The organism is Fusibacter sp., assembly GCF_057447755.1.
Genome location: NZ_JBVBZF010000003.1, coordinates 33835 through 49501, shown reverse-complemented (window position 1 = coordinate 49501; position 15667 = coordinate 33835). Strand labels below are relative to the sequence as shown.

Annotated in this window: 16 protein-coding genes; 13 read left to right on the top strand and 3 right to left on the bottom strand. The window is 39.5% G+C overall.

Annotated features, from left to right (window positions below; all coding sequences use genetic code 11):
- The first annotated feature begins 255 nt into the window (after window positions 1-255).
- Both AC220I_RS03305 and AC220I_RS03300 read left to right on the top strand, forming a co-directional pair.
- The gene (locus AC220I_RS03305; protein ID WP_486722393.1) at window positions 256-867 is read left to right on the top strand and encodes a glucosaminidase domain-containing protein; all 612 of its coding nucleotides are present in this window, start codon (window positions 256-258) and stop codon (window positions 865-867) included.
- 8 nt (window positions 868-875) lie between these two features.
- Window positions 876-1895, top strand: a complete 1020-nt coding sequence (locus AC220I_RS03300; RefSeq protein WP_486722392.1) for a DUF362 domain-containing protein — start codon at window positions 876-878, stop codon at window positions 1893-1895.
- A 142-nt stretch (window positions 1896-2037) separates the two neighbouring features.
- On the opposite strand, the gene AC220I_RS03295 is transcribed toward AC220I_RS03300, so the two are convergent.
- Window positions 2038-2340 (bottom strand): hypothetical protein, encoded by a 303-nt coding sequence (locus tag AC220I_RS03295; RefSeq protein WP_486722391.1) that lies wholly within the window; start codon window positions 2338-2340, stop codon window positions 2038-2040.
- Between the two features lie 86 nt (window positions 2341-2426).
- Here AC220I_RS03295 and AC220I_RS03290 point away from each other — a divergent pair, with 86 nt between their 5' ends.
- The 9 genes from AC220I_RS03290 to AC220I_RS03250 all read left to right on the top strand — a co-directional run bounded on the left by AC220I_RS03290 (window position 2427) and on the right by AC220I_RS03250 (window position 11706).
- On the top strand, window positions 2427-4181 hold the full coding sequence (locus AC220I_RS03290; protein ID WP_486722390.1) for a DUF4153 domain-containing protein: 1755 nt from the start codon (window positions 2427-2429) through the stop codon (window positions 4179-4181).
- 86 nt (window positions 4182-4267) lie between these two features.
- Complete coding sequence (locus AC220I_RS03285) at window positions 4268-4918, top strand: HAD family hydrolase (protein WP_486722389.1); 651 nt, start codon at window positions 4268-4270, stop codon at window positions 4916-4918.
- A 270-nt stretch (window positions 4919-5188) separates the two neighbouring features.
- Window positions 5189-5929: a Fe-S cluster assembly ATPase SufC gene (sufC, locus tag AC220I_RS03280; RefSeq protein WP_486722388.1), complete on the top strand. Its 741-nt coding sequence runs from the start codon at window positions 5189-5191 to the stop codon at window positions 5927-5929.
- Between the two features lie 4 nt (window positions 5930-5933).
- Window positions 5934-7337 (top strand): Fe-S cluster assembly protein SufB, encoded by a 1404-nt coding sequence (sufB, locus tag AC220I_RS03275; RefSeq protein ID WP_486722387.1) that lies wholly within the window; start codon window positions 5934-5936, stop codon window positions 7335-7337.
- 9 nt (window positions 7338-7346) lie between these two features.
- Window positions 7347-8471, top strand: a complete 1125-nt coding sequence (locus tag AC220I_RS03270) for a SufD family Fe-S cluster assembly protein (RefSeq protein WP_486722386.1) — start codon at window positions 7347-7349, stop codon at window positions 8469-8471.
- A gap of 10 nt (window positions 8472-8481) precedes the next feature.
- Window positions 8482-9702 (top strand): SufS family cysteine desulfurase, encoded by a 1221-nt coding sequence (locus AC220I_RS03265; protein WP_486722385.1) that lies wholly within the window; start codon window positions 8482-8484, stop codon window positions 9700-9702.
- Complete coding sequence (gene sufU / locus AC220I_RS03260; RefSeq protein ID WP_486722384.1) at window positions 9692-10129, top strand: Fe-S cluster assembly sulfur transfer protein SufU; 438 nt, start codon at window positions 9692-9694, stop codon at window positions 10127-10129. Before AC220I_RS03265 ends, sufU begins: the two co-directional genes overlap by 11 nt.
- A gap of 205 nt (window positions 10130-10334) precedes the next feature.
- Window positions 10335-11216, top strand: coding sequence for a VIT1/CCC1 transporter family protein (locus AC220I_RS03255; RefSeq protein ID WP_486722383.1), 882 nt, complete (start codon window positions 10335-10337; stop codon window positions 11214-11216).
- A 16-nt stretch (window positions 11217-11232) separates the two neighbouring features.
- The gene (locus AC220I_RS03250; RefSeq protein WP_486722382.1) at window positions 11233-11706 is read left to right on the top strand and encodes a hypothetical protein; all 474 of its coding nucleotides are present in this window, start codon (window positions 11233-11235) and stop codon (window positions 11704-11706) included.
- Between the two features lie 101 nt (window positions 11707-11807).
- Here AC220I_RS03250 and AC220I_RS03245 read toward each other — a convergent pair whose 3' ends face one another.
- Entirely contained in the window at window positions 11808-12554 is a 747-nt protein-coding gene (locus AC220I_RS03245; RefSeq protein WP_486722381.1) for an NADPH-dependent oxidoreductase, read from the bottom strand.
- A 155-nt stretch (window positions 12555-12709) separates the two neighbouring features.
- Here AC220I_RS03245 and AC220I_RS03240 point away from each other — a divergent pair, with 155 nt between their 5' ends.
- On the top strand, window positions 12710-13354 hold the full coding sequence (locus tag AC220I_RS03240) for a hypothetical protein (RefSeq protein WP_486722380.1): 645 nt from the start codon (window positions 12710-12712) through the stop codon (window positions 13352-13354).
- 82 nt (window positions 13355-13436) lie between these two features.
- On the opposite strand, the gene AC220I_RS03235 is transcribed toward AC220I_RS03240, so the two are convergent.
- Entirely contained in the window at window positions 13437-13985 is a 549-nt protein-coding gene (locus tag AC220I_RS03235) for a gamma carbonic anhydrase family protein (protein WP_486722379.1), read from the bottom strand.
- A gap of 95 nt (window positions 13986-14080) precedes the next feature.
- On the opposite strand from AC220I_RS03235, the gene AC220I_RS03230 reads away from it, so the two are divergent.
- Window positions 14081-15628, top strand: coding sequence for a GAF domain-containing protein (locus AC220I_RS03230; RefSeq protein ID WP_486722378.1), 1548 nt, complete (start codon window positions 14081-14083; stop codon window positions 15626-15628).
- The last annotated feature ends 39 nt before the right edge of the window (window positions 15629-15667 follow it).

The following is a 15667-nucleotide window of genomic DNA, read 5'->3' as shown; positions in this document are numbered from 1 at the left end:
ACTGCCTGAATGTGAAGATGGGATGAAGATGATATGTTTTGGTTGAGGAATTCAGAACGGTGAACTTGTGATTGTATTTTGTTTGAAAATGGCGTAAGTTATTTTGATGATGACAATGATATATGATAATGTATAAAAATCGACTAAATAAAAATCAACTATTATAAAAATCTAATGTATTAAAACCTAATATGTTAGACAATAATAAGAACCTTTATTAATGAGAATCCTCTGGCGAATAAGGAAGTGTTTTAAATGACAATCAAAATTAATACGCCTATGCCAATGCCAAGTCAATTGACCAGTGCAACCGGTCCGAGTCAAAGCTACTATGAGGCACAAAACCGTTTTCAGACCATCTTACAGAGTAAGTTGAACATCAATCCTGCTGTTAAAGCACAAGGTGTTCAAACGGCTAAGGGACAGGATTTTGGCTTTAACGCGCAAGATGTTTTACAAAAAAGTGGTGTTTCCTCTGAAAAACTCAACGACAAGTTAAAGGGAACTGCTCTTGAAGGGATGGGGCAAGACTTTGTTCAGGCAGAGCAAAAATATGGCATTAATGCCTGGTTTTTAACGGGCTTGGCCATTCATGAGTCTGGGTTTGGAACAAGTCGTATTGCCCAGGATAAAAATAATCTGTTTGGTTTTAAGGCTTATGATTCAAGTCCCTATGCCAGTGCTGCAAGGTTCAATACTTTAGGCGAAAGTGTTGATAAAGTAGCACAGTATCTTTCTGAAAACTATACAAATCCAAATGGCAAATACTATAATGGCAGTTCTGTTGAGGGCATTGGTAAACGATATGCCACGGATCCGAATTGGGCAAATGCCGTAAAGGCTAGAATAGAACAATTAATGAAATGAGGTAAAGAATGAGTAAAGTGTATTTTAAAAGGGTTACGAGTAATGATTCAGAGGTATTGGGCCAAGCAGCACAAAATCTTTTGGAAGTTTTGGTAGAGTCTACAAACCATAAGTTTACAAAGGAAGTGCCAATTAAGGTGCATTTTGGTGAAAAGGGAAATACGACTTTCGTACCGGCTGTTTGTTATGATGGGATTATTGAAACGCTAAAGAGAAACGATGTTTCACCTTCTTTTATAGAGACCAACGTCCTTTACAGGGGGTCTAGAACTACCAGAGAAAGTCATATAGAACTTGCAAAGGAACATGGCTTTACAGCTTTGCCGATTACAATTGCAGATGGTGACCACGGTGAAGCCTTCGATGAAATTGAAATCGACAAAACCTATTTTAAATCATGTAAAATTGGAAGCGCGTTTTCAAACTATAGCCAGTTTGTTGTGACGAGTCACTTTAAGGGGCATGGCATGGCAGGCTTTGGTGGTGCTATGAAGCAACTTGCAATGGGTTTTGCAGCGCGTGGCGGAAAACTTGCACAGCATTCGGGCATCAGTCCTACTGTCAAAGCTTCGAAATGTATCGCATGTGGCCTATGTATTAAAAAGTGTGATGTCGATGCCATCGAACTCAATGAAAAAGCAGTGATCATTCCAGAAAAATGCGTAGGCTGTGCAGGCTGTATAGCAGTTTGTCCAGTGGGTGCGATACAGAATGATTGGAGTGGTAAGAACTTTAAGGAGAAAGTTGCTGAGTATGCTTATGGGGCACAGCTCAACAAAGATAATTTGTACATCACATTTTTGATCAATGTCACTGAGGAGTGCGACTGTATGGGACAACACATGACCCCTGTTGCTAAGGATATCGGTGTTTTTGCTTCCAAAGACCCAGTGGCGATTGACACAGCTTGTCTGGAAATGCTTCAAAAAGAGCATGGGCATCCCTTGTTTGAATCGGGTAGAGCGACTATCAAACATGCCGTTGAAATTGGGCTTGGAACAGACCAGTATGAATTGATTGAAATTTAAGGTTATCAACCGCTCAAATAATAATGCGTCAAAATAATAATGCTTCAAAATAATAAACCCCAGAGATCACTTGCTATTCTAAGAGATTTCTGGGGTTTGTTTAATGGTATTCTAATGAATAAAGGGTATAATTAACCTATAATCACGACTCTTTGTTTTGATTCATCTGAGACATGAAGGCAGCAGCCATTTCCGCCGCTTTCTGCATTTCTTGTTCAATCATTTGTTTGCATGCTTCAGATTTGCCTTCAGCGACTGTTACGCGAGCACTTGTTTTGGCTACTTCAAGTTTGACAAAGTCTGTCGTTAAAATTTTTTCAAGAGTTTCTTTGATCATTTTCTTAGAGTCATCTTGAGTTAGGTATTCTGAAAAATGGTCGTGAACAGCAATTACAATACGGCCTTCGTCATCAATTTTTATGTTTTTAATAAATAATTCGAGCATTTCGGTACCTCCATTTTTACTTTTATCCTATATTATTTTAGCACTTTTTAGAATTTATACAACTGTCTCACGGAAGGAGCTATAAAATGTCAACTTTAATTCAAAAAACTAAAAAATGGTTTGGATACTCACTAAACCTTATTAGGCAGTCCTTTGAGCGATTCCCCATTACACTTGTGATGACACTTGCTTTTGTGGTGATGTCAATGGTATCTGTTCATTCGGATATGCCAGATGATTATCAAAATTATTTGATGATTTTTGCACTGGGAATGCCATTTTCAGGTGCCTTAAAGCTCTTGTATGAAAAAATAGGTAAAATTAATATGGGCATTCAGGGCCTTCTGACTCTAGTCTTTATTGGGTCATACTATTTCTTCATCCCTGAAGTCAAAACAGACGTCTACTGGGGTCAATATTTTGTCCTTCTCACACTACTTTATGCGATTTTCTTCTTGGTACCTTACTTCTCTAGAAGAGAGGGTTTCTCTCTTGCTTTGGTGGAGAGAGCAGGCAAATTTTTCTTGACGGCACTCTATGCCATGATTCTCTATGCGGGCATTAATGCCGTGTTCTTTTCCGTAGAAGGGCTCTTTGAACTCAATTTTCCATCTGAGTTACCAGCGGATATTTTTTTCTGCGTATTTGGTTTCTTTGGGGTGCCTTATTTCTTGGGAAGTTTGCCCTCAATAGAACATCAAGAGATTCCGGAGGATTTTTCAAAGATATTCAAGACCCTTTTTCTCTATATTTTGATACCAATACAATCTGTTTACACCTTGATTTTGTATGCTTATTTTATTAGACTTCTAATCTTAAGAACCCTTCCTGAAGGTCTTATTGGAAACCTAGTCTTGTGGTATGCGCTTGTGAGTTTTGTGACGCTTTTCAGTGTGAAAGATTTGAGAGAAAGCCTGCCATGGTTGAACAAATATATAAAGGGCTTTTCAATAGCCATGATTGTTCCTATGGCCATGTTAATTGTTGCCATGGGCATTAGAGTTTCGCACTACGGTCTCACCATGCCAAGATATCTTTCTATTGTGGCCATGACCTATTTGATTATGGGATATGTCATGTTGCCAATCAAAAAAAGGGATATGGCAATCCCCCTTTATGTCCTTGCAGTTTGTATGCTTTCAGTGAGCTTCTTTGGTATATTTTCATGGGACCGAGTGGTTTTGAAAGAGCAGACCAACCGTTTAGAAAAGCATATGGTGGCGGCAGGTTATAACTTGGATGTTGAAAACTGGAATGTTCCAGATGAAATCTCTGACGACCACCAACAAGAAATTTCTAACAGTCTATATTATTTGACCAATCACTATGAAGTGTCAGATATAAAAATATTGCCTAAAGACTTTACGATAGATCAGGCGGACCAGTATTTAGGATTTGAGATCCAAACGCCTTATGGTTATTATGACCGTATGAACTACTTTAATAAATCCTTTATCAATCAAAATGCCCCCTTGGATGTAAGAGGCTACGATTACCTTATGATGGTCAATCGATATGATGCATTCCAGTACACCCTGTATGATGAGCGATTGGTTCTTGAGAAAAAAGAAATGGTCGATAAGATTGGTGGCTCAAGTATTGCTGGCCTTTTAAGGGTCACCATGGACGGATTCTTAGTTGGTGAAATCGACACAGATGCACTGGTTCAAAAGGCCTTTGAAACAGATCAAGGCAGACAGACGCTTGAGTTGAAAACACCTGAAGGTGAAACCCTTACCTTGGTATTTGATTTTATAGAAATTGGTGGTACCACTAAAAATACAGGCGACTTTAACAATGTCAACTACTATCAGTCTTGGCTTGGTCTTATCAAAAAATAAACACAAACTTAAAGTATCCTTAATATGCCTCTGATGTTCAGCCTGTAGGATAGCATTAAGAGAAAAGCTTAAAGGAGGCTAAAAATATGAATGCAGTAATATTTGATTTTGATGGAACAATTATCAATACCAATACACTGATAAAAGAAGGTTTAAACAGTTTTGCAGAAAGATACAGGGGGCACATGCTGCTTGAAGAGGAACACAGAGTGCTTACAGGAAAAACGCTAGAGGATCAAATGGCTTATATCAATCCTCATAAATGGCAGGTCATGAGCAACCACTTCAAGATTTGGTATGCACATCATCACAACGCCAAAACATGTGCCTTTCCTGGAATGATCAGATTGATAAAAAGCTTGCATGAACAAGGCATAAGACTGGCGATTGTATCTAACAACAGCACAGCGTCTTTGGACATGGGGTTAAAACATCTGGGCATAGATGCCTACTTTGAATATGTGATCACTAGAGATGATGTGGACCAGACTAAACCGTCACCGGAGGGAATTCTCAAGGTCATGTCTCTCATGAACCTCAAGGATCATGAGGTAATTTACATTGGCGATACTGCTGGTGATATTCATGCAGCCAAACACGCAGGAATTGCCAATGCCATTGTGAGCTGGAGTCAAATTAGCAGTGAAGCCATAATGATGCTGCAACCTGATTACGTCTTAAAATCAGCATCACATCTTGAAGATATTATTAAAGAAAATAAGCGCAAGAGTGCATGACACTAAACCACAGATTACACGAGAAGCTTGGAGCCAGATCAATAATGACCGGCATCCAAGCTTTTTTTAGTCTTTAACAGATGATACCCTTTCTATCCTCATAGAAATTTTTGCGGAAAGCACTGGTGTCGAATGTTTATCTCTTGGAAGATTAAAAGTAAAACTTTTGTAAATGATAATAAATATCATTGACGCGAAAATCAAAAAGGAGTACGATGTAGATGAAAATAAACCCGATTAATTTACTAGGATATAAATTGGAGGTCGAATATGACATCGGAAATAATAAAAATAAAGGACTTGAAATCTAGCGTTGAGGGACAGGAGATACTAAAAGGCATAAACCTCGACATTAAGGCTGGTGAAATACATGTGATTATGGGACCCAATGGCGCTGGTAAATCCACCCTTGCCAATGTGTTGATGGGGCATCCAGCACATACAGTTGAATCAGGTGAAGTGACCTTTATGGGTAAGAATTTACTGGAAATGAAGGTGGATGAACGTGCTAAATCAGGTCTTTTTCTTTCGTTTCAATACCCGGAAGAAGTGCCGGGGGTCACTGTAGAGAATTTCTTAAGAACTGCTAAAAAAGAAGTGGCTGGCATCATGCCGATGGCCCTTTCCTTTAAAAAAGAGCTCAAGGGTAATATGGAAATGTTAAATATGGATGCCAAATACCTTGAAAGATATTTAAACCAAGGCTTCTCAGGTGGCGAAAAAAAGAAAAATGAAATTCTTCAAATGGCGGTTTTAAATCCCAAGTTGGCAATTTTAGATGAAACAGATTCGGGCCTAGATATTGATGCAATTAGAGTGGTCTATGAAAGTGTTCAAAAGCTCTCTAAGGCAGACAATGCCATTTTGGTAATCACGCATTACAATAAAATTCTCAATTACATTACCCCAGACTTCGTGCATGTACTAGTGGATGGAAAGATCGTAAGAAGTGGTGATGTCAGTCTAGCTGAAGAAATTGAAGCTAAAGGCTATGAAAAGAGAGAGTGGTGATCCCATGGCTAAGAAAACACACATTGAGGATGTCGATAGAGGTGTCTACGATATAATAAACAAGGAAGACCATCGTTTTAAAACAGACAAGGGTCTTACCTCAGATATCATCAGAGAGATTTCAAGAGAAAAGGATGAACCAGAATGGATGCTCAACTATCGTCTAAAATCACTTGAAATCTTCAACGCCAAACCCATGCCGACCTGGGGCGCGGACCTAAGTGAACTGGATATGGACAACATCGTACATTATGTGCGACCCAACACAAATTTAAACACCTCTTGGGACGATGTACCTGAAGAAATCAAACAGACCTTTGATCGATTGGGCATACCAGAGGCTGAGAAGAAATCTTTGGCTGGGGTTGGCGCACAATACGACTCAGAGGTTGTATATCACTCTATGAGAGCGGATTTAAAAGAAAAGGGCGTCGTTTATACAGATATGGATTCTGCGGTGAAAGAATATGAAGACATCGTTAAGAAATACTTTATGACTTTGATTACAAATAGGGACCATAAGTTTTCCGCCTTACATGGGGCGGTTTGGTCTGGTGGGTCCTTTGTCTATGTGCCTGAAGGGGTGGACGTGGATTTTCCTCTGCAATCCTATTTTAGGCTGAATGCAAAGGGTGCGGGTCAGTTTGAACACACTCTAATTGTGGTTGAAAAAAATGCCAGTCTTCATTTTATAGAGGGCTGTTCAGCACCTAAATACTCGGTTCAAAACTTGCACGCAGGTGCTGTGGAGCTATTTGTTAAAGAAGGTGCAAAACTTAGATACAGCACCATTGAGAATTGGTCCAGAAATATGTACAACCTTAACACGAAACGTTCTATGGTGGATAAGAAGGGTAAAATTGAGTGGGTGTCAGGTTCGTTTGGCTCAAAGGTATCCATGCTCTATCCCATGAGTATTTTAAAGGGAGAGGGGGCATCTTCTGAATTCACAGGGATTACCTTTGCTGCTAAAGGTCAGTATTTGGATACAGGTACAAAGGTGGTTCATGCAGCGCCTAATACCACTTCAATCGTTAATTCAAAATCCATTTCAAAAGATGGGGGTCATGCTTTTTACAGGGGGCTCTTAAGAGTAACGCCAAATGCAATTAATGTTAAATCAACTGTAAACTGTGAATCCTTGATGCTAGACAATCGTTCTAAATCGGATACGCTTCCCATCATTGAAATTGGCAATGATAAAGTGGACATCGGTCATGAGGCAAAAATAGGTCGAATTAGTGATGATACCATCTTCTATCTTATGAGTCGAGGGATCAGTGAAGCGGAAGCAAAGGCCATGATTGTCAGAGGCTTTGTGGAGCCAATTACCAAAGAACTCCCTCTTGAATACGCGGTAGAACTTAACAACTTAATCAACTTAGAACTTGAAGGTACTATAGGCTAGGAGGCAGATATGAAAATTAGACAAGCACATCAAAAGGCATTCAGTCAAATGGAGACGCCTGTTTGGAATCGCGTGGCTTTGCCGAATCGTTTGTTTCCAACGACCTACTCTGAAGTCAATGCGACTCTGACAAGCAGTTCAGACAAGGTGGCCATAGTGCCTTTTGAAACATATGTGGATTCTGAACAAGCCATTGAGTGGTTGGAGGAATGTTCAAAAAAGAATTTGGGAAAGGCCTTTATCCACTATATCAACGGCTTTTATAATACGGGCTATGTGATTAAGTCGACTTCAAAGGCACTAGAGCCACCTCTTGTAAAACTCAAATATCAATTTGGAAAAGACGGACAGCCCTTGGTGGACAACCACCTGATTGTCGCTGAAGCCGGGGCGAGGTTAGACCTTGTTCTCGATTACCATATGGCTGAAGATCTAGATTCAGATAAAGACGAAAGCCAGTACGCAGTTCATTATGGCATAACGCGCATTGTCGCAAGACCAGGAAGTCATGTTAGGGTGTTTAAGCTTCAAAGGCTTAACGATATTTCTCAGCATTTTGATCAGGTTTTTACAAGTGTTGCTGAGGGTGGTCTTGTGGATATATACGATGTTCAGATGGGCAGCCAATTTAAAGCAATCAGCTATGAAACAGACCTAGAGGGCAGACACAGTGAAGCCAATATAAAAAACATCTACTTTGGCGATCAAAATTCACGGTCGGATTTGTCCTTTACCATGAATCACTTTGGAAAAAAATCAAATTCAAGCATTTTATCAAAGGGTGCTTTAGACACAAATGCTTTAAAGGTTTTTAGAGGCAATTTGTTTTTTAATACCGGTGCGAGTCAATCTGTTGGAAAAGAGGAAGAGTTTGTCATGCTCCTCGGAGATACCATCAAATCAGATTCTATCCCAGCCCTCATGTGTTCTGAAGATGATGTCATTGGAGAACACGCAGCAAGTGTTGGCCAGGTTGATCAAAACAAACTCTTTTATTTGATGTCTAGGGGTTTTTCAGAAAAGGAAGCTAAAAAACTCGTTATTAAAGCTTCTTATGAAGAAATTCTAAGCAATGTGCCCTACGCTTCCTTTAGAGAAATTGTCTCAGAAGAAGTGGATAGAAGGGTTGTGTAATATGAGCCAAATGTCTTTAGATTTAATTTATAAGAAACGCTTTCCCATCTTGGAAGCGGATTCCAAGCTGGTGTATCTAGACCATGCTGCAACAAGTCAAAAGCCGATTGGTGTCTTAGATGCCGTAAGGCATCAGATGGCAAATGAAAACGGAAGTCCCCATAGAGGCGCACATATGCTAAGTGTGAAGGCTACTGAAATTTATGATAGTGGAAGACGCATTGTCGCTGAGTTTATTGGTGCAAAAAGGCCTGAAGAAATTATTTTCACAAAAAATGCCACAGAGAGCTTGAATTTAATTGCCTACAGCTATGGCCTGAATTTCTTGAAAACAGGGGATGAAATTGTGATTTTGATATCCTCACATCACAGTAATATCGTGCCTTGGCAGATGGTCGCTGAAAAAACAGGTGCTGTATTAACTTACCTGGAGGTTGATGAAAACGGTCTTTTGCCGGATTCTGAGCTCAATAAGATCAGCAATCAAACCAAGATAGTGACTTTTCCTTGGATTAGCAATGGTATTGGCACCAAAGTAAAGCCTCAAAAATTGATAGATAAAGCACATGCGCATGGTGCGATTGCCATAGTGGATGCTGCGCAGGCTGCGGGCCATGAAAAGATAGATGTGACAGCAATTGATGCGGATTTTTTAGTATTTTCTGGACATAAAATGTTTGCCCCTCAAGGCATAGGGGTTCTCTTTGGCAAGCATGCACTGCTTGATAAAATGCCCCCTTTTCTAAGGGGCGGCGATATGATTGAGTATGTAACGCGACAAAAGACAACCTTTGAAGAGGTTCCTAAAAGGTTTGAGGCAGGCACCCAGAATGTCGGTGGCGTAAAGGGACTTGTGGCAGCGATTGACTTCATCAATGAGATTGGACTTGAAAATATTGAAAAGCATGAAAGAATGCTTTCGGAATATCTTATTAATGCCTTGAAAGCCCTTCCCTTTATTAAAATATATGGTCCATCTAACCTTGAAGACAGGGGAGCGCTTGTTGTTTTCAATGTAGAGGGTGTACATCCCCATGATGTTTCTTCTATATTAGACGATTACGGGATTGCCATAAGAGCAGGGCATCACTGTACCCAGCCCCTCATGGACCATCTCGGAATTGGTGCAACTTGCAGGGTCAGTTATAGTCTTTATAATTCAAAATCGGATGTAGATCAACTGGTTAAAGGACTTTATGAAGTAAGGAGGGTATTTGGATATGTCGACTGACACAATCTATACAGAAATCATCATGTATCATAACAAAGAAGGTCACAATAAACATGCCATGGCACACCCAACACATGTGGAAAGAGGTCATAACCCCAACTGTGGTGATGATTTGACCTTACAGGTTGAGCTGAAAGAGGGCTATATTAAAGATGCCTCTTTTGTAGGCAACGGCTGCGCTATTAGTACTGCTGCAATGTCGATTATGATCGACCTGGTCAAGGGAAAAGCCCTTGATGAAGCACACCAGCTGGTCGATGACTACTTGGAAATGATTAGGGGCCATGAGCTCTCTGATGAAGCCATAGAGCGTCTTGAAGATGCACAAATCTTCTCAAATCTTCAAAACATGCCTGCTCGCGTGAAATGCGGCACCTTGGGCTGGCATTGCATGCGCGTTGTACTGGAGTCCCTTGAGCCCAAATAAGGGATTACAAAATTTAAGGGATTGAAGAATCCACCCAACTTCATAATTTAATCAAAAAATTGGATACAGTTCTGATAATGGGTATAATATCGCCACAATCAGAGCTGTTTTTGTGTGTATGTGCATGGATTTTCTGAGAAAAATGGTATAATAAGCGTATACTTATTGACGTTTGGTTATGGGTAAAGAACGAGGAGAAAACGTGATGCTTAATGATGTAGATTTTAAAAAAGCTTTAATTCAAGAACAAAAAAATGAAATTACGGGTCATTTAATCTATAAAAAGCTCTCAAATAGAATTAAGGATGATCAAAATGCTCAAATCTTAAGGCGTATTAGCGATGATGAACTCAAACATTATGAGAAACTCAAAACATTGACAGGGACTGATGTAGCTCCAAGGTTTTTCAAAGTGTATTTCTTTTTGTGGATTAGCCTGGTCTTTGGTCTGACATTTGGTATTAAACTCCTGGAGAGGGACGAGGATAAGGCGCAAGATCAATATCTTGAACTTACAGAACATGAATCGACAATACAGGAGATTATGTCAGATGAAGAAGTCCATGAGCAAGCTTTAATTGCCATGATTGATGAAGAGCGATTGAATTATATTGGTTCGGTAGTGCTAGGATTAAATGATGCACTGGTTGAACTCACAGGTGCCCTAGCAGGCTATACCTTTGCCTTTCAAAATACAAAGCTCATCGCCTTAACGGGTTTGATCACAGGGATATCTGCTTCGTTTTCCATGGCGGCATCCGAATACTTGTCATCAAGGCAGGAAGAGGATGAGACAGCGCAGAAAACAGCTGCTAAATCGGCACTTTATACAGGGATAGCATATGTGATAACAGTAGCGCTATTGATAATGCCTTTTCTAGTGGTAACCAATCCCTTTGTCAGCCTGGTACTGACCTTAATGACAGCTGTTCTTATTATTTTTGGCTTTAACTACTACATTTCTGTTGCTAAGGATGTTCCCTTTAAAAAGAGGTTTGTCGAAATGGCCTTGATAAGCCTTGGCGTTTCAGGTATTTCATTTTTAGTAGGGGTAGCGGTTAAGATTATTTTTGGAATAGAAATTTAACAGGGACGGTGTTTTTATGTATGACATTCGAGATGTTTTAAGAAAAGGCATAGATGTGGCCTCAAAGAAAAGAACCATATATGAGCATATCAAAGAAGACAATGGAGATGTCAGGGTGCGTATGATGGTCCAAGTCATGATAAACCAAGTGGATTCAGATATCAATCACTATCAGAGCATGATCCAAAACATCAGTGATGAAATGGCAGAAGATATTGATTTTGGGACCTATGATAAAATTTCTTCTTTGGTAAACCAGTTCTCGAGAATCTTGACAACGCCTCAGATTAGGGAGCGAAAACTCTTCTTGGAGTATGCCGTTGAACTTGAAAAATCAATCTATGCCTTATTGGTGGATATAAAGGGGCGTCTTGTAACCAGCGAGTTGATTGCCAATTCAATTTCCTACTATGTGCTTCTTGAAATGATTGATGCAAAAGAAAAATTGATTTTAGAACTTGAAAACTTTAAAAAGACTCAGCAAGCGTAAGGGCAAGCGGAGTCTTTTACTTTGTCTCATAGGACTTTGTGCATTTAAAGGTCGGAACTCTTAGACCATTCGTTGAGGATGGCTTTATTACTCTGGTTGTATCAAGTGTTGTGAGGCTTGAGAAAGCCCTGTTGGATCAGGGTTGGGGTCACTTTTGGATAGTAGACAGACTTGTATAGGCCAGAAACGGATGATGACCAATTGCGTTTGCTCTTGCCCTGTGTTCTTTTGAACATATAGTCCGACATGGCTTCATCATATTCTTCTATTAGATTTTCAAGGTTTGTGTTATAGGTTTCAAGGTGCATAAAAGTTTCCATTGGCATACGTGGTTTTTGAGTGGATGGCGAATCGGCATAACCGATACATAGGCCTGCCATAGGAAAGACGAATTCAGGTAGATTCAAAAGTTTGATCAAGTCATCGGGATTCTTGCGAACGCCACCAATGGGAACAATGCCAAGACCAAGACTTTCAGCAGCGGCAATGGCATTCCCTAGCGCAATGCCGATATCAACACTGGCGACTAAGAGCGATTCCACGTCTTGGGTAATGACAAGTGGTTTTTCGTTTTTCTCAGCGGCAAGTTTTGCCTTGTAATAATCGGCAACAAAGATCAAAAAAACAGGCGCTGATGCGATATAGTCTTGATCGCCACAAAGGCCTGCAAGCTTTTCTTTCGTTTCATCAGATTTGATGACGATTACGCTGAATTGTTGTCCGTTTATGGAATTGGGCCCTGCCTGAGCACATTTTATGATGGTCATTAAATCTTGATCTGATACAGGCGTCTTGCTATAAGACCTTATCGATCTATGGTTTAATAGGGTTTGAATTGTTGTATTCATAAGCACCTCCGATTTCTATGTTGACATAATCATACCCAACTTTGTAAGGGAAATAACATATGAATCGACTTAGGGGTATGCTATAATAATTCTAATGTTTAGTAATTCTATGATTGGGTTATAAATAATATGTAATAACAACAATGGAGGTATCTATGAGTGTCAAAAAAGAAGATCATAAACTTCATGCTTTGAGTATCCATATGAAGTATGGAGAGGTTTTACATATTGATGATATCAGTAAAGAGAGAAAAGAGAATTATCTAAAGCTATGTACAGAACCAAGTACGTCGATTATCGTGGAAGATCAAGACAGTATTCGCAATCTCATGGGGCATGATGTCGCAAAGATTTCGGTTAAAGAATACTCACATGAATATAGAGGCTACTTCTTCCCCCTTAAAAAGGCACTTTTGTCTGAGAGTGATGTGGGTAGGGGGCTTTATAGACTCACTATCAAGTTGTTTGTTTTATTTGCAGTATTTGTGGTCATTGGGCTCTTGGGTTTAAGAGTTGTAGATGGTACTATACTGGATACTTTGTTTGACCAAACCCTCTTAATAGGGTTGGTTAATGAGATTTTAAACATGATTGGCAAGCTCTTTAACTATGCGATGATTGTTATGGTGGTCGCAAATATTTTGGACTATGCCCTGAGCTACAGAGCCTATTATCCTGTAAATAGCGATGGTACTGAACCTATTGAAATATCTCGTGTAAGCAATTCGGTTGTAGTCTTAATTTTTGTATTATGCTACGTAATTGGGGTAAGGGCGGTCAGTGCAGTGTTTTTACTCTAGCAATCTCTAATCTTAAATTTAAAATGGTCAAAAAACAAGGGCAGAAAATCATTTCTGCCCTATTTTAATGCTTAGACTGATTTTAGACAATTTTTTCGCCACCATAGACTTCTCCGCCAGCGTTTTTAAGAAAACCATAACGCTCTGTCCAGAGTGTTTTGTATTTTACTGCTTGTGCGTGAATAGTCGTAATATCTGCGTGAAGTGTCTTGACGACCTTGCCGGGAACCCCTACAACCAGTGAGAAAGGTGGTATGATTTGATGTTCTTTTACCAGAGCACCTGCTGCGATTATGCTGCCTTGTCCAATTACAGCGCCGTTGAGTATGGTTGCACTCATGCCGATTAGGCAGTGATCCTCTATGGTGCAGCCGTGGATGACGGCGTTATGACCTACGGTAACGTAGTCGCCGATAATGGTTGGGTGATGATCGGCAACATGTACAACACTGTTGTCTTGAATGTTTGAATATTTACCGATTTTAATGGCGTTTACATCACCTCTTACAACGGTATTGAACCAAACACTGCTGAATAAATCCATGGATACCTTGCCGATGACTTTAGCACCTTCTGCAATAAAGCTGTGGTCGTGGCACTGGGGATGTTGATTTTCAAAAGGTAATTTCATAGGGAATACTCACTTTCGTTAATTTTATTAATTATTATATCAAATTTGGGTATGAATGCCTTATAGAATTTATCAGAAGAAAGGAATGTGGCTTTATGAGAAATAAGTTGCGATCAATTCTCGGAATAGAACCTTTCGATTATACAGATGAACAAATGACCAATCACGATCGAAAAATGATATTTAATTTTGGTGTGATTTATTTGATTGTTCAGCTGTTTTTTTATGTTTCCTCAGCGACTTTGCGCACGGATGTGGTCGGTGATAGCCACAGTGCATTTCTCTTTGGGATTGCAATTGTTTTGTTGATACCGCTTAAGTTGAGCAAGGGAGCCCTATGGATTGAAGTTTTTCTCAGTTTTTTATTGGTTTCAAGGGCTTATGAATTTTTGTATTCACCTAGTTCAATTCAGTCTGTTTTAGCCATATTCTTAACGATATACATCTTAGTCTACCTCGTTTTGGATTTTGTGAGATTGATTGTCCCCATAGCCTTTTTTGGCGGTTTCCTTCTCTTTGGGGCCCTCTATATGGGTGTTTTAGATCAAGATAAGATCTTTAGTATTGCTTTGATTTTACTGATGTCCACCTTGGCAATTCTCTTTGGCAAGAAGAAATACGAAGCCTATTGTACAAGTGTAAAGTTGTCTAAGAAGCAAGAAACCCTACTGGAAGAGCTCAAGTCCGTCAATTATCATTTGAATGGTGAACTTTTAAAACAATCTGTTCATTTGATGAATTTAGAAGAGGCGGAAGCAAAATTCAGAGCTCTGACCAGTGCCATAAATGTTGCCATTTTTCTGCTGGATGAAGATGACCAAATTGTATATACCAACCATTGGCTTTATAATACTTATGGGGTTACATTTGAACCACTAGACCACTTAGACTCCTTTAAAAAGATTTTTTCTGAAGAAGTCTTTGAGCGGTTGAAAGCTGCCTATAAAGCAACCCAAAAAACATCTGAGAGTATTACTTTGAGAGAAATTCCGATATTGCTCCCCAATAATCAATGGATTTGGTTAAACGTAAAATTTACCACAGTGGATACCAGTGGCGTTTTAGTGACGGCCTTTGATGTTACAGAACGCAAGCGCAATGAGGAGCGCATAGAGAAATTGTCTGCTGTAAAGGATATATTAATTAAGCTCAATCCCTTGATGATTCAAAACCTAGACATGGTAGACTTGTTTGACTATGTGCTTTCTAATATGATGACACACATCACGCATGCGGATTTGGCCTGTATCTTAAAATTGGAGGGTCAAAAGCTGTCGGTACTGGCTTGTAGGGGGTATGATCAAGAAAAAGCGACTCGGTATGAAATTGAGTTTGATAAATCCTTTGTCTACGAAGTGACAAAAGGCAAATTTATAAACCCTGTGATTATTAATAATATTCAAGAAAAATTCAGTAGTGGTTTTGCCAAGATACTGGATAATGATGAGGGGTTACCAATACAGTCTTCGCTATGCACGCCAATAGAAATTGATGGGGGGCTATATGGGATGATCAATATGGATGCTTTTGAAAGTCATGTTTTTTCAAATGAGGATGTTGAAATTATGGCCTTCCTTGCTGAACAACTTGCACTTGCGATTAAAAATCAGCAGACCTTCAGTGAAAAAACGCTGGGTTTGTAATCCTTCGAGTTTTCTTGTTTAAGATAAAAAAGAGCTGAA